Genomic DNA, 20454 nt, shown 5'->3' with positions numbered 1-20454 from the left:
GGCCGTGACCGGCGCTCTCGTGCGAGTTTGCGACTGCTGGCCCTATTGCGGGATCGGCCCCGGCGTCACCGTGCTGGTGCCGGCTTCCGGATCGACGCCGAACCACTTCTTGTGGATCGCGGCCATCGTGCCGTCCTTCTTCATCGCGGTGATGGCGTCGTTGACCTTTTCGAGCAGCGGGTGGCCCTTCTTGGTCATCATGGCGAAGCGCTCGCCAGTCGGAATGCGCACCAGGATCTTCAGCGCCGGCATCTGCTTGATCGCGAACAGGAAGCCGGCGAGCTCGCCGGCGCCGCCGTCGATGCGGCCGTTCTGCACGTCGAGCAGCAGGTCCTGCTGGGCGTTGTAGCTCTTGGTTTCGGCGACGCCGAGCTTGCCGGCGTTCTCCTTCATATAGGCTTCGCCGGTCGAGCCGGCGATGACGCCTACGGTCTTGCCTTTCAAGTCGTCGAGCGTCTTGATGGTCGAGTCCGCCTTGCCGACGATGGTGCCGTCGCTGTCGTAGTAGGCCTGGGTGAAGCCCTGGTTCTGCAGGCGCTCCTTGGTGATCGAGATTGACGACACGGCAAAGTCGATGCGGCCGGAAGCGGTCGCCGCGAACAGCGCCTGGAAGCCGAGATCCTGGAACTCGACCTCGGCGCCGATGCGCTTGGCGACGTCGTTGGCGACATCGACCTCAAAACCCTCGAAGCCGCCGGAATCGGTCTTGTATTCCCATGGCGGGTTGGCCGGGTAGGCGCCGACCATGATCTTGTCGGCGAAGGCGGGCGCGGCGAAGGCGACGCCGGCAGCGATGACCACGCCAATCAGTCCTAGACGTTTGAACATGTTGCTTCCCTCTGGTTCGGCCACTTCGCGTGGCGCATTTCCTCTTCCGCCCCTTTCGGCGTCCAGCTCCCGGACGCCGCAGGCGAGGCGGCGCCTGAAATCAGGATGCGCGGCGCTGGCGCGAGCCGATCTGCTCCCGCAGCCCCGCAATCAGCGCATCGACCGCCGCGCTCGTCGTGACCATGCCGGGCGACAGCCTGAGCGTCGTGCCGCGGGCGTCGCAGTAAAGTTGCTCGTCGCGCAGCGTCGCAACGAGCTTCGCCGCCTCGACGCCTTGCGGCAGGCCGATCATCACGCTGCCGCCGCGTTTCTCCGCATCGAGCGGCGAGCGGATCGTCCAGCCATTGCTCATCGCGGCGTCGATGATGCGCCCGACATGCGCCGCGTTCTGCGCGCGGATGGCGTCGATGCCGGTCTCTTCCACCCATTGCAGGCCGGGCAGCGAGGCGACGCTGGCCAGGATCGCCGGCGTGCCGTGGTCGAAGCGGCGCGCGTCGCTTGCGTAGCTGAAAGCGTCGAGATCCCAGGAGAACGGATTCGGCTGGCTGAACCAGCCGCGCAGCTCCGGCCGGCATGTCGAAAGAAGGTCGGGCGCGACTTGCAAGATGCCGGCGCCGGAGGCGCCGCACAGCCATTTGAGCGAGGTCGAGACGACGAAATCGACCGGCGTCGCGGCAACGGAAAATGGCACCACGCCGACCCCTTGCGTGATGTCGACGCCGACGATGCTGCCCATCGCCCGGCCATGCGCCGCGAGCTTCGCCACGTCGCAGCGGTGCGAGGCCGTCGAGGTCACGAAGGTGATGAGCGCCAGCCCGACATCCTCTTGCCAGCGGGCGACGAAATCCTCGTCGCGCACCCAGCTTTCGCCAGGCCTGAGCGGCACGGTGTCGAGCGTGAAATTGAAACGTTGGGCCAAGCCTGCCAGCAGGAAATGCAGGCTCGGAAAACAGTCGGCGGCAACCAGCAGGCGCTTTCCCGCCAGACGCTCGGAGGGCAAGGCGCCGATCAGGCTGTAGAGCGCGGCGGTGACATTCTCGGCCGTGGTGAGCGTGCCGTGTGGTGCTCCGATCAGCCTGATCCAGGCATCGATGAAGCGCTGCCGCGCGGCGAGCGCCGCCGGCCACTGGCCATCGTCTTCCGCCGACCAGATGCCGGAGAAGTCCGCCAGCGCGGCAGCCATCCGCTCGGCTTTGCCGGGGAAAGTGCCGATCGAGTGGTAGAGAAAATAGCCGGACATCTTCTGTCTCGCTCCCTTGTGATCATGTGATCACAAAACGGAGCGGGGATCAATCCTTTAAGGCTAAAGAAAAACGGCAAGGTGCCAAAAAGCAGCCGATTGCTTTGGTCCAGCGCGGCCGCGACAGGACCTTCTCGGTCTTTGGGTCAGCCCGACGCTGAGGAAGATCAGGAAGCTTTGCCGAAACCGGTGAAGTCGACCGTCTTGGGCTCTGGCACATCGGGGCAGATGGCGCGCAGTGTCATCTGGGTCGCCGTGATGTCGGCCACCACCTCGTCGCGGGCGCGGGCAAAGTCCTTGTCCTTCAGCGCGGCGATGATCGCGATATGCCGGCCGGACGGTTCCATGGTTCCGGCGCGCATCAGCGGCGCCACGTGGTTGGACAACAGCCGCATATAGGGGCCGAAGCGCAGCCACAGCGTTTCGATCAATTGAAACAGCACGTCCGAGCCTGAGGCGCGGTAGATGATGAAATGGAACTGCTGATTCTTGGCGATCAGCTCATAGATGCTGCCGTCGCGGCCGATCGCCTGCTGGTCATCGGTGATGCGCTGCAGGCTGGCGATCTCGACCGCTGTCAGGCGCGGCGCGCCGAGCTCGGCCGCCAGCCCTTCGACCGCCAGGCGGGCACGGCAGAGGTCGTCGAGCCGCGCCCGCGTGACGACCGGCACGCAGGCTGAGCCGTTCTGCGAGATCTCCAGCGCGTTTTCCGCCGCCAGCCGCCGCAAGGCCTCGCGCACCGGCATGTTTGAGGTGCCGAAGGCCTCGGCCAGCGCGGCGATGGTCAGCACCTGTCCCGGATCGAAGCTGCCGACCATCAAGGCATGGCGGAGCTGTTGGTAGACGCCATCCTGGACGGTGATGCGTCCCGATACGGGTTCGAAGCCCAGAGCCACGGTTTTGCTTTCCTCAGATGCCGGCAGAAGCTATGTGCGATGCCGAGTGCGCCCGCCGAAGCAAGCGTGATCATCTGATCACAGTTTGTGTTTAGAGCCAAGCGGCGGTTCGAATAGTCAAGGCGATGATCTCTGATCGAATCGGGCCTATGCCTTCAAACGACAGCGCTGCCCCTCATCCGCCTGCCGGCACCTTCTCCCCGTATAATGACGGGGAGAAGGGAGCGGCCGCAGCTAGGCGCCCATCCCGCAACGTTGGTCAGTGGCGAAACCGCCGGCGACAGCGCCCCTCTCCCCGTCACTATACGGGGAGAGGATGCCGGCAGGCAGGTGAGGGGCGGCGCCGACATCTGAACATTAGCAGTCCCAAGATGGGCAGCAGGTGGATTGCTTGCCGTTGATGGAGGCCGGCCAAGCAGAGCCGAAGCTTCAGTCCGAAGCCTCACTCCGGAATGACCGCCGTCGCCTGGATCTCCACCTTGGCGCGGTCCTCGACCAGCGCCATCACCTGCATGGCGGCCATGGCCGGGAAGTGTCGGCCGATGACCGCGCGGTAGGCCTCGCCGATCCCCTTGAGGTTGGCGAGATACTCGGCCTTGTCGGTGAAATACCAGGTCATCGAAGTGATGTGATGCGGCTCGCCGCCCGCTTCCGCCAGCACCGCGACGATGTTGGCCAGCGTCTGGCGCACCTGGCCAGCGAAATCGTCGGTCTCGAAACGGCACTCGGCGTTCCAGCCGACCTGGCCGCCGACGAACACCAGCCGGCCGCGCGCGGCGACGCCGTTGGAGTATCCGATGGGCTTTGCCCAGCCTTCCGGCTGCAGGATGGTGTGCATGACTAGACTCCCCCTAATTCAAATGCGGTTTGCAAGGCATGGACCAATTTCACGCCGCTCCCATCACTTGCCGCGCGATCACCACCTTCTGCACGTCGGATGCGCCTTCATAGATGCGCAGCGCACGGATCTCGCGATAGAGGCTTTCGACGATGTGATCCTTGCGCACCCCGTCGCCGCCATGCAGTTGCACGGCCGTGTCGATCACCTCCTGCGCGCGGTCGGTGGCGAACAGCTTCGCCATCGCCGCCTCGCGGGTGACGCGGGGGGCGCCCATGTCCTTGGTCCAGGCGGCGCGGTAGACGAGAAGCGCCGCGGCGTCGACGTCCAGCGCCATGTCGGCGATGTGGCCCTGCACCATCTGCAGGTCCGCCATCGGCGCGCCGAACAGTTCGCGCTCAGCGGCGCGACTAACGCTCTCGTCCAGGGCACGACGGGCAAAACCGAGTGCCGCGGCACCCACGGTCGAGCGGAACACGTCGAGCACCGACATGGCGATGCGAAAGCCGTCACCGGGCTTGCCAATCAGCGCGGAAGCGGGGACGCGGGCGTTGTCGAATGACAGTCGCGCCAGCGGGTGTGGGGCGATCGTCTCCAGCCGCTCGGCGATGCTCAGGCCTTCGGTCTCGGCCGGTACGATGAAGGCGGAAATCCCCTTGGCGCCCGGCGCCTCGCCGGTGCGGGCGAAGACGATGTAGAGATCGGCGATGCCGCCATTGGAAATCCAGGTCTTCTCGCCGGTCAGCAGATAATCGTCGCCGTCGCGCGTGGCCGTCATTTCCATGTTGGCGACGTCCGATCCGGAGCGCGGCTCCGACAGCGCGAAGGCCGAGATCGCCTTGCCGGCCCGCGTCTGGTCAAGCCAATGCTGTTGTTCCGGCGTGCCGAACAGGCTGAGCGCGCCGGTGCCGAGCCCCTGCATGGCGAAGGCGAAATCGGCCAGCCCGTCATGGCGGGCCAGTGTCTCGCGCGTGATGCAGAGCGTGCGCACGTCGAGCGGTCCGGGATTGTCCGTGTCGAGCGCCGTCGGCTTCAGCCAACCGTCACGGCCGAGCTTAGCCACCAGCTCCCGGCAGGCGGCGTCGACATCGTGATGGTCGACCGGCAGGTTCTTCGCGCACCAGGCGTCGAGCTGGTCGGCGAGCTGGCGATGGCGCTCCTCGAAGAAGGGCCAGTTGAGGAAGGAACGGTCAGGCATGGCGAAAGCCTCCTGCGTCGCGTTCCTTCACACCCCCCTCTGTCCTGCCGGACATCTCCCCCGCAAGGGGGGAGATCAGCTGAAAGCTATGCTTTCGCCAATCGCCGGCATTGCAGGATGGGCGGCGGCGTGGAGGCAGCCAATCTCCCCCCTTGCGGGGGAGATGGCCGGCAGGCCAGAGGGGGGTGCCTGGGCGAAAACCATTCATCGCTAATTCCCCTCGAACACCGGCTTTTCCTTCGCCACGAACGCCTTGTACGCCCGCTCGAAATCGCCGGTCTGCATGCAGATCGCCTGCGCCTGCGCTTCCGCCTCGATCGCCTGGTCGATGCCCATCGACCATTCCTGGTTGAGCTGCGTCTTGGTGATGCCATGCGCGAAGGTCGGGCCGGAGACGATGCGTGCCGCCATGTCGAGCGCGTCGGCCTCGAGCGCGGTCGGCTCCACCAGCCGGTTGTAAAAACCCCAGCGCTCGCCTTCGGCCGCGCTCATGGTACGGCCGGTGTAGAGCAGCTCCGCGGCGCGGCCCTGGCCGATGATGCGCGGCAGGATCGCGCAGGCGCCCATGTCGCAGCCGGCAAGACCGACGCGGGTGAACAGGAAGGCGGTTTTGGCTTCCGGCGTGGCGATGCGGATGTCGGAGGCCATGGCGATGATGGCGCCGGCGCCGACCGCCACGCCGTCGACAGCGGAAATGATCGGCTTGCCGCAGTTGAGCATCGCCTTGACAAAGTCGCCGGTCATGCGGGTGAAGGCGAGCAGCGCCTTCATGTCCATCTTGACCAGTGGCCCGATGATGTCGTGGACATCGCCGCCCGAGCAGAAATTGCCGCCATTGGGCAGGAACACCACGGCGTCGACATCGTCGGCATAGACGAGATCGCGAAACGTGTCGCGCAGTTCGGCATAGCTGTCGAAGGTCAGCGGGTTCTTGCGCTCGGGGCGGTCGAGCCGGACCCTGGCGACCTTGCCTTCGACATCCCAGAGAAAATGCTTGGGCTTGAGATTGGCCATGGCGCTCATTCGCGTCCCTCCCAATTGCTGCGGAACGAAGTCAGCATGCCGGTCAGCCGGCGCGCCTCTTCCTCACTGACGTTGCCGAGCAGTTCGCCGACCCAATTCTCATGCGCGGCGGCGATCTCCGCGAATGCCTTCGAGCCGTCCTCGGTCAGCCGCACCATCGACGTGCGGCGGTCGCCGTTGCGGCGCGCCCGCGTCACCAGCCCTTCCGACACCAGCCGGTCGACGATGCCGGTGACATTGCCGTTCGACACCAGCAGGAAGCGCGACAGGTCGCTCATCAGCATGCCTTCGGGCGACCGGTAGAGCGCCGCCATCACGTCGAAGCGCGGCAGCGTGGTGTTGAATTCCGTCTTCAGCCGTTCGCGCAGTTCGGCCTCGATCGTGCGCGAGGCGCGCAGCAGCCTGATCCACAGGCGCAGCCTGTCCTTGCCGGGACCGGAATGCGTGGGCAGCGGACCGGCTACCATGTCTCGCCTCCCGAAACCGAGATCGCCTGTCCGGTGATCGAGCGGGCGGCGTCGCCGCACAGCCACAACACCGCTTCGGCGACCTCCTCAGGCTGGATGAAGCGCCCTTGCGGGTTCGTCGCCGCAAGGCTTGCGCGTGCTTCATCGGCAGCCCGGCCGGTCTTGTCGACGATGCGCTGGATGGACTGCTCCAGCATCTCCGTGTCGACGAAGCCCGGGCAGACTGCATTGACGGTGACGCCGGACTTGGCGGTTTCGGCCGCGAGCGCCCGCATCAGGCCGACGACGCCGTGCTTGGCCGCGACGTAAGGGGCCACATAGGCGTAGCCCTTCAGCCCGGCCGTCGAAGCGACGAAGACGATGCGTCCCGACTTGCGCGCCAGCATGCCGGCCAGCGCCGGCTTCACCGTCAGGAAGGCGCCGGTCAGGTTGACTTGGAGCGTGCGCTGCCAGTCGGCGAGCGAGGTTTTGTGCGCCGGCGCGCTGCCGGCCATGCCGGCATTGGCGACGACGATGTCCACCGGCCCGCGCGCGGCCTCCGCCTTTTGGTAGGCGTCCGTTATCTCGGCTTCGTTCGTGACATCGGCGGCGAGGCCAAAGATGCGATCATTCTCCTTCGCGACTTCGGCAAGCGCCGCCTCGCGCCGTCCGCAGATGGTGACGTTGGCGCCCGCTTCCGCCAGCGCCAGTGCGATGGCTTTGCCGACGCCTGAGCCGCCGCCAGTGACCAGCGCGTGCCTGCCGGCGATTGCTTGAGCCGCGCTCATACTTTCAGCCCCGCGGCCGCTTCGCGCTCCGCCAGCCGGTAGAGCTGGTCGCGGCCAGGCAAATAGGGATCCGGCCATTTGACGCCGCGGTCGCCGAGCGCCACCGCAGCATGCAGCGTCCAGTAGGGATCGGTGAGATGCGGCCTGGCCAGCGCCACCAGATCGGCGCGGCCCGCCATCAGGATCGAGTTGGCATGGTCCGGCTCATAGATGTTGCCGACCGCCATCGTCGCCATGCCGACCTCGTTGCGGATGCGGTCGGAGAACGGTGTCTGGAACATGCGGCCGTAGACGGGTTTTGCCGCGATCGAGGTCTGCCCGGCCGACACGTCGCAAAGGTCGACGCCAGCCTCATGCAGCAGTTTTGCGATCTCGACCGCGTCGGATGGGGTGACGCCCTCGATGCCGACCCAGTCATTGGCCGAGATGCGCATCGAGATCGGCTTTTCCGCCGGCCACACCGCGCGCACCGCGCGGAAGACTTCCAGCGGATAGCGCATGCGGTTCTCCAGCGAACCGCCATAGTCGTCGGTGCGCCGGTTGGTCAGCGGCGTGATGAAGGAGGAGAGCAGGTAGCCATGCGCCGCATGGATTTCCAGCATGTCGAAGCCGCAGCGGGCTGCCATCTCGGCCGAGGCGACGAACTCACCGCGCACCCTGTCCATGTCGGCGCGATCCATCGCCTTCGGCACCTGGTTCTCGGGCGACCACGCCACGGCCGACGGCGCCATCACCGGCCAGTTGCCGGAGGGCAGTGGAACGTCCGTTCCCTGCCAGCCGACGCGGGTCGAGCCCTTGGCGCCGGAATGGCCGATCTGGGCGCAGATTTTTGCCTCGGTCTCGATGTGGACGAAGTCGACCAGCCGCTTCCAGGCCACCTCATGTTCGGGCGCGTAAAAGCCTGGGCAGCCGGGCGTGATGCGCCCTTCCGGGCTGACACAGGTCATCTCGATGTAAAGCAGTCCGGCGCCACCCTTGGCGCGCTCCGCGTAGTGCGAAAAATGCCAATCGGTCGGGCAGCCGTCGACGGCCTTGTACTGCGCCATCGGCGACACGACGATGCGGTTGTTGAGCGCCATGTCGCGTAGCTTGAATGGCGCGAACATCGGCGCCCGGCGCTGCCTGTTGCCGCCGGCGCCCGCCTGGCGCTGGAACCATTCTTCGGCGCCACCCAGCCACTCGGCGTCGCGCAACCTAAGATTCTCGTGGCTTATGCGTTGCGAGCGGGTGAGCAGCGAATAGTTGAACTGCACCGGATCGAGGCCGAGATAGCGCTCGACCTCCTCGAACCATTCCAGCGAGTTGCGCGCCGCCGACTGCAGTTTGAGCACCTCGGTGCGCCGCGCGTCTTCGTACTTGCGGAATGCCGCCTCGAGGTCGGGCTCGGACTCGACATAGTCGGCCAGCGCTACGGCGCTTTCCAGCGCGAGTTTGGTGCCAGAGCCGATCGAGAAATGCGCCGATGCCGCCGCATCGCCCATCAGCGCCAGGTTCTTGTAGGACCAGCGCTCGCACAGCACGCGCGGGAAGTTGATCCAGGCCGAGCCGCGTATGTGGTTAGCGTTGGTCATCAGCGCATGGCCGCCGAGATGCTTGGCGAAGATGCGTTCGCAGGCCGCGATCGATTCCTGCTGCGACATCGCGCCGAAGCCGAAGCGATCCCAAGTCGGCTCGCTGCATTCGACGATGAAGGTCGCGGTCTCGCTGTCGAACTGGTAGGCGTGTGCCCACACCCAGCCATGCTCCGTCTTCTCGAAGATGAAGGTGAAGGCGTCGTCGAATTTCTGGTTCGTGCCCAGCCACACGAATTTGCATTTGCGGGTGTCGATATCGGGCTTGAAGATTTCGGCGAAGGCGCCGCGCGCTTTCGAGTTCAGCCCGTCCGCCGCCACAACCAGATCGTGCGATTCCATGAACGGCCTGGGGTCGGCGATATCGGTTTCGAACTGCAGCTTGATGCCGAGCTCGTGTGCCCGCCGCTGCAAGAGGATCAGGAGCCGCTTGCGGCCGATGCCGCAGAAGCCGTGGCCGGAGGAGACGGTGCGCACGCCGTCATGGATGACGGCGATATCGTCCCAATAGGCGAAATGCTTCTTGATCCAGACCGCGCTGACCGGATCGTTGCGGCTGAGGTTATCGAGCGTCTCGGCCGACAGCACCACGCCCCAGCCGAACGTGTCGTCGGCGCGGTTGCGCTCGAACACCGTCACCTCATGGGTGGCGTCGCGCAGCTTCATCGAGATGGCAAAGTAGAGCCCGGCCGGTCCGCCGCCGAGAACCGCAACCTTCATGCCTGCGATCTCCTCTTCGCTTCCGGGGCCGCTACGGCGGTCCCGGTTCCCAGTATCGCGCCGAAGCGAAATTATTTCAAGCTTGAAGTTTCATGATTGAATAATTGCCTGTGCGCCCTGCGGATCGGTCACTTGGCCGGATCCTTCGGGCTCCACAGCACCGTCTCGGCGCCTTTCTCGTAGGCCATGCCGTCGGGATAGCTGATCGCTTCGAGCTGCAGCCCCCAGGGCGCCTGGAAATAGAGGATGGTCTGGCCGGCGGCCGGCCCTTCCTTGACCGGCAGCGGCCCCATGCGCGTCTTGACGCCCTTGCCGTCGAGGTAGGTCTTCGCGGCGGCGACGTCGTCGACATAGAGGGCGATGTGGAAGCCGCCGATGTCGCTGTTCTTCGGCGTCAGCTCCTTCTGGTCGGGCGCGGTGTATTTGAACAGCTCGATGTTCGATCCGTAGCCGCAGCGGATCTGCGTGATCTCCTCGATCACCGCCTTCGGGTCGACACCGAGCAGATCCTGCATGAACGTGCCCTTGTCGTCGGCGAACGGGCCGAACGCCATCGCCTTCTTGCAGCCGACGACATTGGTGAAGAAATCGACGGCCTGCTTCATGTCGGGCACGGTGATGCCTGTGTGGTCGTGGCCGCGCATACCGGGGATCGAATCTGCCGCGGCCGCTCCCATTGAGCCGAGCAGGATTGCGGCAAGCAGCGCGCCGCGCTTTGCGAAGTTCATGTCACCCTCCATTCGCGGGCTGACCTGAAGACGCACATCCGAGGCCCGCTGTTCGGCGTGCGGAGAGGTCTATGCCGAAGCCTTTTCGGGTGGTCGCAGCCAGTCCGGATCGATCTCGGGCAGCGGGATGGCGGCGAGCAGATCGCGGGTGTAGGCCTGCTTCGGATTTTCGAACAGCGCATCGGTGGTGCTGGCCTCGACGATCCTGCCCTCGCGCATGACGATGACCTGCTGGCAGAGCCGCCTTATCACCGACAGATCGTGGCTGATGAAGGCTACCGTCAGCCCCATTTCGGCCGCCAGTTTTTCCAGCAGGGTCAGGATCTGCGCCTGCGTAGACACGTCGAGGCCGGAGACGATCTCGTCGGCCAGCACGAATTTCGGCGACAGCGCCAGCGCTCGCGCGATGCCGACGCGCTGGCGCTGGCCTCCCGAGAGCTGGTGGCGGTAACGGCTGGCGAAATTCTGCGGCAGGCCGACCCGCTGCAGCGCTTCCGCCACGCGTTCCTTCAGCCTGTCGCCGAGACTGTTCTGCCTCAGCGGCGCGGCAATGATGTTGAAGATCGTATGGCGCGGGTTGAGCGATGACATCGGGTCCTGGAAGATCATCTGCAGGTCGCGACGCAGCGGCCTCAGTTCGGCTTCCGACAGATGGCTGACGTCGCGGCCTTCGAAGCTGATCGAGCCGGCGCTCGGCTCCAGCAGCCGCACCAAGGTACGGCCGAGCGTCGACTTGCCCGACCCGGACTCGCCGACAATGCCAGTCACCGATCCCTTCGGCAGGTCGAAATCCAGCCCTTTCAGGATCTCGGCCAGCGGCGCCCTTCCGATCAGCGGCTTGCGCGTCATGTCGGGCAGCGCCACCTTCAGCTCGCGTACGGAGAACAGCGGCTCAGCCATGGCCTGGCCTCCAGGACTGGTCGGCGGCAGCGATCTCCGCTGCCAGCCCGGCGAGCACGGTTTCGTCCACCGGCTTCAGCGATGCGTAGGGGTCGGTGTAGCGCGGCGTCGCCGCGATCAGCGCCCGCGTGTACGGATGCCGGGGTGCTGCGAAGAGCTCGGCGGTGTCGGCTTCCTCGACCACCTTGCCGGCATAGAGCACCGACACTTTCTGGCTGATCTTGGCGACGACACCGAGGTCGTGGGTGACGAACAGGATCGCCGTGCCGTGGTCGCGCTGCAGCTGCGCGATCAGCCGCAGGATCTGCTTCTGCACCGTCACGTCGAGCGCCGTCGTCGGCTCGTCGGCGACAATCAGCCTCGGCTCGGCGGCGAAGGCCGCCGCGATAAGCACGCGCTGGCGCATGCCGCCGGACAGTTCGTGCGGATAGCTTTTCAGCACGCGCTCGGGGTCGCGTATCTGCACCTCGTCGAGCAACTGGCGGATGCGGCTGTCGGCTCGCTCGCCGCTCCAGCCGAGGATGCGGACCAGCCTGTCGGTCATCTGCGGGCCGATGCGGCGCGACGGGTTGAGCGCGGTCAGCGGATCCTGCGGGATCAGCGCCGTGCGGGCGCCGATCAAATTGCGCCGCGCCTTGGGCTGCAGGGCGCCGAGATCCTCGCCTTCCAGCAGCATGTCGCCTTCGACGACGCGCACGCTGGTCGGCAGCACGCCGAGCACCGCCTTGCCGATCATCGTCTTGCCGGCGCCGCTTTCGCCGACCAGCGCGCGCACCTCGCCCGGCTGGACGGACAGCGACACCGAGCGCAGCACGCGCTGGCCGTTGGGCAGCACGGCGCTGAGCGAGCGGATGTCGAGACAGGCCGCGCTCATCGCAGCACCGGATCGAAACGCGCCTTCAGCGCTTCGCCGAACTGGCTGAAGGACAGCACGGTGAGGATCAGCGTGATCAGCGGAAACACCAGCACCCACCAGGCCTGGTGGATCGACAGCCGGCCTTCGGCGATGATGCCGCCCCAGGTCGGATCGTCGGTCGAGATCGACAGGTTGACGAAGGACAGGATCGCCTCGACGATGACGGCGATGCCCATCTCCAGCGACAGCAGCGCGACGATCGACGGCAGCACGTTGGGCAACACCTCGCGCAGCATGATGCCGATACGGCCATAGCCGGCGATGCGCGCGCTTTCGACATAGTCCATGCGCGCCTGGCCCATCGCCTCGGCGCGGATGACCCGGCAGAAGCGCGTCCAGTCGATGACGGCGATGGCGATGATGACGGAGCTGAGGCCGGTGCCCAGCACCGCCACCAGAAGGATGGCGAACAGCACCGGCGGGAAGGCCATCCAGATGTCGACGATGCGCGAGATGATGCGATCGGCCCAGCCGCCAAAATAGCCGGCAATCAGCCCCAGTGCCGAGCCGACCACGCAAGCGGCCGAAGCGGCGGCGAAGGCGACGATGAAGGCGATGCGGCCGCCGAAGATCAATCGTGAGAGCAGATCGCGGCCGAGGCTGTCGGTGCCCAGCCAATAGCCGGGCTCGGCGCCGTCCAGCCAGAAGGGCGGCAGGCGCTCCAGCATCAAGTCCTGCGCCAACGGGTCCTGCGGCGCGATCAGCGGCGCAAGGACTGCCGCCAGCAGCGCGAGCAGCAGCCAGCCGCCGGCCAGCCAAAGCCTCGGGCTCGATCCGCTTCGGGAGATGCGGGCGTCATCCATGGCGCAGCCTCGGATTAAGCAGCGCGTACATCATGTCGACGGCGAGATTGATCAGCACGAAGAGCAGCGCAAAGACCAGCACGATGCCCTGGATCAGCGGCAGGTCGCGGTTGATGACGGCGTCGATCGCCATGTTGCCGAGGCCCTCGTAGGAGAACAGCCGCTCGACGATGACGGTGCCGCCGATCAGGAAGGTGAACTGCACGCCGACCAGCGTCAACGTCGGCAGCGCCGCGTTCTTCAGCGCTTCGCGCAGGATGACCTGCGTCTCCGAAAAGCCCTTCACGCGCGCCAGCACGACATAGTCGAGGTCGAGTACTTCCTTCAGCGACTGTTTCAGCAATTGCGCGATGATCGCGGCCAGCGGCAGCGCCAGCGCCACGGCCGGCATCAGCATGTGCTTGAGCAGGTCCCAGGTGAGATCGAAGCGAAGCCGAAGCAAGCTCTCGACGAGATAGAACTGGGTGACGAAGGGCAGGTCGAGTTGCGGCGACACCCGGCCGGAAATGTCGAAGACCGGGACAAGCACGCCGAACAGCAGGATCAGCACCAGCCCCCACAGGAAATCGGGGATGGAGAGCGCCGTGCCGCTGGCGATGTCGATGCCGGCCTCGAACGCCGTGCCGCGCTCGCGCGCCCCAAGGATCGCCGCCGTGCCGCCGATGGCCACCGCCATCAGAAGCGCCACGGTCGCAAGCTCCAGCGTCGCCGGCAGCCGGTCGAAGACCAGCCCCAGCACATCCTGCCGCAGCGATATCGAGGTGCCGAAATCGCCGCGCAGGACGCCGCCGAGCCAGATGAAGAACTGCTGCACGATGGTCTTGTCGAGCCCGTAGAGCGCCCGCAGCCGCGCGATATCGTCATCGCTGGCGCCGGGCGGCAGCATCATCGCGATCGGGTCACCGGGCGCCACCCGGATGACGACGAAGACGACCACAGCCACGCCGAACAGCGTGACCAGCATCGTCAGCAGACGAACGAGGAATCTTTGCAGCAGCATCAGCCTGTATGCCCGGATGAAAAAATGCGCGCCGTCTTCGCGACGGCGCGCGGCAATCCAAGGCCGATGATCAGGCCGGGGTCATCAGCGCCGGCAGCAAGGCACCCGACACGTGCTGCACCACATTGACGCCCTTGGCGTGCACGATCGGCTGCGCATACTGGATCAGCGGCAGCACATAGGCCTGCTCGGCGATGTATTTGTCGACCGCCTTCCAGCCGGCGATGCGCTTGGCCTCGTCCTTCTCGCCCCACAGCGGGTTGATCATGTCGATCAGGTCCTTGCTGTCCCAGACCGAATGCGGGCTCGGGCCGTACATGGCAAAGCCGGTCGACGTCGTCGGATCGCCGATCGCGTTGCCCCAGTTGTAGAAGGCCGCCGGCGCCAGCTTGTCGGCGGCGCGCAGCTCATAGTGCTTGGCGATCTCGTAGACCTCGATCGTCGCCTCGATGCCGACCTTGCGCCACATGCCGACGATGGCCTGGATCATCTCATAATCCTTGGGTTTGAAGCCCTTGGTCGTCTGGATCGTGAACTTGACCGGCTTCTCCGGCGAAAAGCCGGAAGCGGCGAGCAGTTCTTTCGCCTTTTCCGGATTGTGCTCGACCTTGATCGAAGCATCGAAGGCCGTGTATTCCGGCGTCTCCAGCGTGGCGATCGGCTGGCCGTAGCCGCGCAGCAGCCGCTTGACAAGCAGCTCCTTGTCCACCGCCATCACCGCCGCCTGGCGGACGTTCTTGTCCAGCATCGCCTCGATGTCGTTGAAGAAGATCATGCCGATGTCGGAGACGTTCTTGATCGAGCCCGCGAGCCCGTCCTTAGTGATCAGCCGGTCATATTCCTCATAGGGGATCTCGAGCGTCACCTGCGAGGAGCCGGACTCGATCTCGGCGACGCGGCTCGCCGCGTCGGTGACGAACTTGATCGTCACGTTCTCGAAGGCCGGCTTGGCGCCCCAGTAGTTCGGATTGGCCTTGAGCCGCAGGAAGGCGTTGCGCTCGAACTTGTCGACCATGTACGGGCCGGTGCCGATAGGCGCCTTCTCGAAGCCTTCGGCGCCGACCTTCTCGTAATAGGCCTTCGGCATGATGTAGCCGGTCAGGAACGACATCCATTTGAAATAGACCGGGTCGAACTGCACGACATCGCCGGTGATCTTGTTGCCGTCGATCTTGAAATTGTTGACGTTCTTCCAGACGAACTGGATCGGGTTGCCGGTCTTCTCGTCGCCGGCCCGCTGCAGCGACCAGACCACGTCCTCGGGCGTGAACGGCGAGCCGTCATGCCACTTCACGCCCTCGCGCACTGTCATCGTCACCTTGGTACGGTCCTCGTTCCAGCCCCATTCGGTGAGCAGGCCGGGCGTGAAGGAAAGGTCGGGCTTCTGCGGGATGAACTGGTCGAACACCGACTGGTAGAGACCCTGGATCGTCGGGTTGACGGCGGAAGGCCCGGTCGTCGGGTCCCAGGACGGCAAATTGACGTTATAGGCGATGGTCAGTTCTCCCGCCGCCTTGGCTGCCTTCGGCAGGCCGAGCGCGGTCGCGCCGATCGCCGCCGCGCCGTATCCGAGCAAGTCACGTCTGTTGATGGTCATGGTCGTTCCCCTGTGGTTGTGCTTCTTTGCGCGGCATTCTCATTCGATCGTTGGGTTCAGGCTCCTTGGGCAACCGCGCCTTGCCCCCTGCATCCCGGAAAGATCTTTGCTCCTACCTCCCGCTCAGCTGTTCAGCGAGCATGAAGCCCGAGGCGGCACCGGTGCCGGCACCGGGCCATGTCGCGGCGCCGGTGAGGTAGAGGTTTGAGACCGGCGTGTTCCAGCCGGCGTAGCCACGGGCCGGGCGGAAGAGAAAATTCTGCGCCAGATGATGGCTGCCGCAGACCTGGTCGCCGCCGACGAGGTTCGGATTCTCGCGCTCGAGATCGAGCGGCGAGAAGACGGCGCGGCCGAGGATTTTTTGGCGCAGGCCCGGCGCGTAACTCTCGATGATCTCGAGCACGCGCTCGGCATAGGTGTCCTTGATCGCGTCCCACGGACCGGACTCGATCCTGCCGGCCGCGTCGCCGAGGATTTCGGCCGGCAGCATGCGCACCTGCACCCACAGCACATGCTTGCCTGCGGGCGCGCGGGACGGATCGACGGCCGTCGGCTGACCGACAACCAGCACCGGCTGGTCCGGCAGCATGCCCGCTGTAGCCTGCTGGTAGGTGCGCGACATGGCGTCGAGCGAGGGCGAAAGATGCACATAGGCGAACTGACGCAGCTCGGCCCCGGCGCTCCAGTCGGGCAGGTCGTCCAGCGCCAGGTGGATCATCATCGTGCCTGGCGCGTAACGGAATTTCTTCATCGCCGCGTCGAAACCGGCATCGCCCGAACCGTCGGGCAGAAGCTTGCCCGGCAGCGCCTTCGGCGCGACGCCGGCAATCACTGCCTTGCTGGCAACGTGGAAATCCCCGGACGCGAGCCGCACGCCGGTCGCCCGGCCGCCGGCGACCGTGATCTCGGCGATCTCGGCGCCGGTTGCGATCTTGCCGCCAGCCGCCGTCACCATGCCGGCAAGCGCGCGGATCATGGTGTCGGCGCCGCCCCTGCCCAGCACCATGCCGAAACTCTGGTTGGCCATCGATTCCAGATAGGGGAACACGGCGCCGCCGGCGATGTCGGGCGCGAAGTCGAGATGCATGCCCCAGGCGGCGAGCGTCGCGCGCACATGCGGCGTCTCGAAGTTTTCTTCCAGCCACGCGCGCGGCGAGGAGAGCAGCAGCCGGCCGGTTTCGAGCGCGCCGGCGATGCCCTTCTTGCGCCAGAGCTTCCAGGCCATGCCGGCCAGCGCGCGGGCGCTCATCGGCGAGCCCAGCAGCCGGAACAGATGCTCGGCTTCGCCCGGAAAGGCGTCGACAAGACGCCGCCAAGTATCGGCGTCCGCTGCGGAGAAGGCGGCCAGCCGCGCGGCGGTCTTCTCCAGGTCGTTGCTGACGCCGAACCATTTGCCGTCCGGGAAGGCGCTGGCGAAACAGTCCGCCACCGGTGCGAATTCCAGCCCCTGGGTTTTCAATTCATTTGCATATTTCCGGTGGAAGGCCGAGCCCGCGAAGAGGCTCAGATTCATCGCGCCGAAATCGTGGCGGAAGCCGGGTAAGGTGAATTCGCGGGTCTGCACCGCGCCGCCGATTGCTGCACTGCGTTCAAAAACGGCTGTTTTCCAGCCTTTGCGCGCCAGATGCGCGGCGCATGCCAGACTGTTGTGGCCCGCCCCGACAAAGATGGCGTCGAACTCGCTCACGCCTCGCCCCAAAATGCTTTATGCTTAAAGATAATTGCAGATGCATATGTTTTCGTCTAGTAGGATATTAAGGGCCGCAACGAGCCTCGATTTTCATCGACAAAGAGGGAACTGAGACCATGGACACGCAAAGACTCCTCGGCGAGGTCGCCGGCCAGCTGCTTTCGGGCGCTATCCGCGTGGTCGACCTGTCGGCGCCGCTCGGGCCGAACACGCCGCTGATCAAGCTGCCGCCGGAGCTCGCCGTCGACACGCCGAAGGTCGAGATCCACGCCATCTCCAAATATGACAAGAACGGGCCGTGGTGGGCCTGGAACTGGCTGAAGCTCGGCGAGCATTCGGGCACGCATTTCGATGCGCCACAGCACTGGATCACCGGCAAGGACTATCCGGATGGCGCCACCGACACCATTCCGGCGCAGAATTTCGTCGGCCCGGTCAACGTCATCGACTGCTCGAAGGAATCAGCCGCCAACCACGATTTCCTGCTCACCGTCGACCACATCAAGGCCTGGGAAGCCAAGCATGGCGCCATCAATGCCGGCGAGTGGGTGGTGATGCGCACCGACTGGTACAAGCGCAACGGCTCGGAAGCCGAGTTCCTCAACGCCAACGAAACCGGCCCGCACACGCCGGGCCCGACGGCGGAAGCCATCCAGTTCCTGATCGGCAAGGACATCAAGGGCTGGGGCTCGGAGACCATCGGCACCGATGCCGGCAAGGCCGGCGGCATGGAGCCGCCGTTCCCGGCGCACACGCTGATGCACAAGGCCAACCGCTATGGTCTGGCCAGCCTCTGCAACCTCGACCAGCTGCCGCCGAAAGGCGCGATCCTGATCGCCGCGCCGCTCAAGATCGAGCACGGCACCGGCAGCCCGATCCGCGCCCTGGCGCTGGTGCCGGGGAAATAGGGCGAGGTGGCGGTCTTCGGGAGAAGATCATGCTCGCAGGCAATGTCGTGATGATGAAGTCGAGGCGGCCGTCTTGGAGCGTCAGCGCTCTACGGCGCCCCCCTCTGTCCTGCCGGACATCTCCCCCACTTGGGGAGAGATTGGCAGTTTCGGCGCCCCGCTCAACCCTGCACCGTGGACAATTGACGAAAGCCGCGATGCAAGCTGATCTCCCCCCTTGTGGGGGAGATGCCCGGCAGGGCAGAGGGGCGCGCGCAGGAACACGACTTCGCGCACCTGATCGCCACCTTGCGACGGGCGGGAGCATCCAATGAACGCCCCCGATCACATCATCGTCGGCAGCGGCATCAACGCCCTGGTCTGCGCGGCGATGCTGGGCGGCAAGGGGGCGAAGGTGCTCGTGCTCGAGCGCAACGACCGCATCGGCGGCTGCATGCGCACCGAGGAGATCACCGCGCCCGGCTTCGTCCATGACGTGATGGCGACGACCTTCGTGCTGTTCATCACCTCGCCGGCCTTTGCAGCACTTGGCAAGGATCTGGCGCGGCATGGGCTGGAGTTCTGCCACACCGCGACCCCGACCGGCGTGCTGAGGCCCGACGGCAGCCATGCCGTGCTCAGCACCGACCGCGCCGCCAACATCGCGGCGCTCAACAAGATCGCCTCGGGCGACGGCGACCGCCACGGCAGCGATGTCGGCGGCGTCGAGCGCAATGCAGGCCTGCTGTTCGGCCTGCTCGGCGGCGCCTTGTGGTCCTATCCGACGACGAAGCTGCTTACCGGCGAGGCCTGGCGGCGCGGGCCGCGCAACCTTGCCGCCTTCCTCGGCGAGGCGCTGGCGCCGGCGCGCGGCTGGCTGGAGACGGCCTACACATCTGAGACGATCCGTGCGCTCTGGGCGCCCTGGGTGCTGCATGCCGGCCTCGGGCCGGAAGACGCCTTTTCCGGTCAGATCGCCAAGGTCATTGCGTTTGCGCTGGAGGCTGCCGGCGCGCCGATCGTCAAGGGCGGTGCGAAAAACCTGCTCGCCGCCTTCGAGGCGCTGATCAAGGAGCGCGGCGGCGTGATCTCCACCGACGCGGACGTCGCCTCCATCATCCTCGAAGGCGGCCGCGCCACCGGTGTGCGGCTGGCCTCTGGCGAGACGGTGCACGCAAAAGAGAGCGTCATCTGTTCGGTCACGCCGACCCAGCTCTACGGCCGCCTGCTCGGCGACGCGGCCTCAAAGCGCGACGTCGACGCGACGCGCGAATATCGCTACGGCAAGGGCAACTTCCAGATCCACTATGCGTTGAGCAAGCCGCCGGCCTGGCGCGGCGAGGGGCTGGACAAGGTGGCGTTGCTGCATCTGACGCCCGGTCTCGACGGCGTCTCCAAAGCCTGCAACGAAGCGGTGCGCGGCTTGCTGCCGGAAGTGCCGACGATCTGCGTCGGCCAGCCGCACGCGCTCGACCCGTCGCGCTGCCCGCAGGGCAAGGCGATCCTCTGGCTGCAACTGCCGGAGTCGCCCAGACACATCAAGGGCGACGCCGCCGGCAAGCTGGATGCTCCGGCGGACGGGCAATGGACCGCCGAGTTGCGCGAGGCCTATGCCGACCGCGTCGAGGCGATCCTCGCCAACCACATCGACGGCTTCAGCGGCAGTGTGATCGCGCGTCGTGCCTATTCGCCGGCCGACCTCGAAGCGATGAACATCAACCTGGTCGGCGGCGATCCCTATGGCGGCTCGTCGACCATCGACCAGGCCTTCCTGTGGCGGCCGTTCAAGGCAAGCCGCAACCATGCGACCGGCATCAAGGGCCTCTACCATATCGGCGCCTCCACGCATCCCGGCGCCGGGCTTGGCGGCGGCTCCGGCTACCTGCTGGCAGGGAGGCTGTGATGGAGGAGAAGGTCCAGCAGAAGCGCCAGCGCATCTCGACCCTGGGCGAGATCGGCCTGCAGCAGTTCGCGCCCTACCTGATGAACCGCATCATGGGCCGCTACAACGCCACGCTGCGCGAGGATTTCCGCAAGCAGGGCCTGACCATTCCGCAGGTCCGCACGCTGGCCGTGCTGTCGGTGACCGACGGCGTCACCGTCAATGACCTCTCGGTCTACACGGTGATCGAGCAGTCGACCTTGAGCCGGACGCTCGACACGCTTGAGGGGCAGGGCCTGGTGCGGCGTGAACAGGGTGTCTCCGACAGCCGCTTCCGCCATGTATTCCTTACCGATGACGGCCGGGCTCTGTTCACACGCGCCTGGCCGGCCATGCACGATGCCTTCGAGGCCATGTTCGACGGCGTCGACGACGCCGAATACGCGGCCCTGATCGCCATATTGCAGAAGATGCTCAAGAACATCCGCAAGCACGACATCTAG

General features: G+C 65.9%; 19 protein-coding genes. 3 read left to right on the top strand and 16 right to left on the bottom strand.

The window, feature by feature from the left end; genetic code table 11:
* Positions 1–42: 42 nt before the first annotated feature.
* The 16 genes from PU724_RS09070 to PU724_RS08995 all read right to left on the bottom strand — a co-directional run bounded on the left by PU724_RS09070 (position 43) and on the right by PU724_RS08995 (position 17179).
* Complete coding sequence (locus tag PU724_RS09070) at positions 43–828, bottom strand: substrate-binding periplasmic protein (RefSeq protein ID WP_354420249.1); 786 nt, start codon at positions 826–828, stop codon at positions 43–45.
* Between the two features lie 100 nt (positions 829–928).
* Positions 929–2068 (bottom strand): aminotransferase class V-fold PLP-dependent enzyme, encoded by a 1140-nt coding sequence (locus tag PU724_RS09065; protein ID WP_354420248.1) that lies wholly within the window; start codon positions 2066–2068, stop codon positions 929–931.
* A gap of 167 nt (positions 2069–2235) precedes the next feature.
* Positions 2236–2964, bottom strand: a complete 729-nt coding sequence (locus PU724_RS09060; RefSeq protein WP_128273802.1) for a GntR family transcriptional regulator — start codon at positions 2962–2964, stop codon at positions 2236–2238.
* A gap of 442 nt (positions 2965–3406) precedes the next feature.
* Positions 3407–3802, bottom strand: a complete 396-nt coding sequence (locus PU724_RS09055; protein WP_354420247.1) for a RidA family protein — start codon at positions 3800–3802, stop codon at positions 3407–3409.
* 49 nt (positions 3803–3851) lie between these two features.
* Positions 3852–5000, bottom strand: a complete 1149-nt coding sequence (locus tag PU724_RS09050; protein ID WP_354420246.1) for an acyl-CoA dehydrogenase family protein — start codon at positions 4998–5000, stop codon at positions 3852–3854.
* Between the two features lie 210 nt (positions 5001–5210).
* The gene (locus PU724_RS09045; RefSeq protein ID WP_354420245.1) at positions 5211–6023 is read right to left on the bottom strand and encodes an enoyl-CoA hydratase family protein; all 813 of its coding nucleotides are present in this window, start codon (positions 6021–6023) and stop codon (positions 5211–5213) included.
* The gene (locus PU724_RS09040; RefSeq protein ID WP_127285418.1) at positions 6020–6490 is read right to left on the bottom strand and encodes a MarR family winged helix-turn-helix transcriptional regulator; all 471 of its coding nucleotides are present in this window, start codon (positions 6488–6490) and stop codon (positions 6020–6022) included. Before PU724_RS09040 ends, PU724_RS09045 begins: the two co-directional genes overlap by 4 nt.
* Complete coding sequence (locus tag PU724_RS09035; RefSeq protein WP_354420244.1) at positions 6484–7257, bottom strand: SDR family NAD(P)-dependent oxidoreductase; 774 nt, start codon at positions 7255–7257, stop codon at positions 6484–6486. The genes PU724_RS09040 and PU724_RS09035 overlap by 7 nt, the downstream gene beginning before the upstream one ends.
* Positions 7254–9548, bottom strand: coding sequence for a bifunctional salicylyl-CoA 5-hydroxylase/oxidoreductase (locus tag PU724_RS09030; RefSeq protein ID WP_354420243.1), 2295 nt, complete (start codon positions 9546–9548; stop codon positions 7254–7256). Before PU724_RS09030 ends, PU724_RS09035 begins: the two co-directional genes overlap by 4 nt.
* Positions 9549–9676: 128 nt before the next feature.
* On the bottom strand, positions 9677–10276 hold the full coding sequence (locus tag PU724_RS09025; protein ID WP_354420242.1) for a VOC family protein: 600 nt from the start codon (positions 10274–10276) through the stop codon (positions 9677–9679).
* A gap of 69 nt (positions 10277–10345) precedes the next feature.
* Positions 10346–11176, bottom strand: a complete 831-nt coding sequence (locus PU724_RS09020) for an ATP-binding cassette domain-containing protein (RefSeq protein WP_354420241.1) — start codon at positions 11174–11176, stop codon at positions 10346–10348.
* Entirely contained in the window at positions 11169–12050 is an 882-nt protein-coding gene (locus tag PU724_RS09015) for an ABC transporter ATP-binding protein (protein ID WP_135857715.1), read from the bottom strand. Before PU724_RS09015 ends, PU724_RS09020 begins: the two co-directional genes overlap by 8 nt.
* Positions 12047–12895, bottom strand: coding sequence for an ABC transporter permease (locus PU724_RS09010; protein ID WP_127391693.1), 849 nt, complete (start codon positions 12893–12895; stop codon positions 12047–12049). Before PU724_RS09010 ends, PU724_RS09015 begins: the two co-directional genes overlap by 4 nt.
* Entirely contained in the window at positions 12888–13895 is a 1008-nt protein-coding gene (locus tag PU724_RS09005; RefSeq protein WP_128346162.1) for an ABC transporter permease, read from the bottom strand. Before PU724_RS09005 ends, PU724_RS09010 begins: the two co-directional genes overlap by 8 nt.
* A 70-nt stretch (positions 13896–13965) precedes the next feature.
* Positions 13966–15492 (bottom strand): ABC transporter substrate-binding protein, encoded by a 1527-nt coding sequence (locus tag PU724_RS09000; RefSeq protein WP_135857710.1) that lies wholly within the window; start codon positions 15490–15492, stop codon positions 13966–13968.
* A gap of 112 nt (positions 15493–15604) precedes the next feature.
* Complete coding sequence (locus tag PU724_RS08995) at positions 15605–17179, bottom strand: phytoene desaturase family protein (protein WP_354420240.1); 1575 nt, start codon at positions 17177–17179, stop codon at positions 15605–15607.
* Positions 17180–17298: 119 nt separating this feature from the next.
* On the opposite strand from PU724_RS08995, the gene PU724_RS08990 reads away from it, so the two are divergent.
* From PU724_RS08990 to PU724_RS08980, 3 genes are all read left to right on the top strand, one after another.
* Positions 17299–18090 (top strand): cyclase family protein, encoded by a 792-nt coding sequence (locus PU724_RS08990; protein WP_354420239.1) that lies wholly within the window; start codon positions 17299–17301, stop codon positions 18088–18090.
* Positions 18091–18400: 310 nt separating this feature from the next.
* Positions 18401–19972, top strand: coding sequence for a phytoene desaturase family protein (locus PU724_RS08985; protein WP_354420238.1), 1572 nt, complete (start codon positions 18401–18403; stop codon positions 19970–19972).
* Positions 19972–20454: a MarR family winged helix-turn-helix transcriptional regulator gene (locus PU724_RS08980; RefSeq protein WP_127284494.1), complete on the top strand. Its 483-nt coding sequence runs from the start codon at positions 19972–19974 to the stop codon at positions 20452–20454. The genes PU724_RS08985 and PU724_RS08980 overlap by 1 nt, the downstream gene beginning before the upstream one ends.

Origin of the sequence: Mesorhizobium abyssinicae (genome assembly GCF_049887195.1) — a bacterium.
In the GTDB taxonomy this organism is placed as follows: domain Bacteria; phylum Pseudomonadota; class Alphaproteobacteria; order Rhizobiales; family Rhizobiaceae; genus Mesorhizobium; species Mesorhizobium abyssinicae.
The sequence above is the reverse complement of the archived record's forward strand: the minus strand, read 5'-3'. Positions and strand labels throughout refer to the sequence as shown.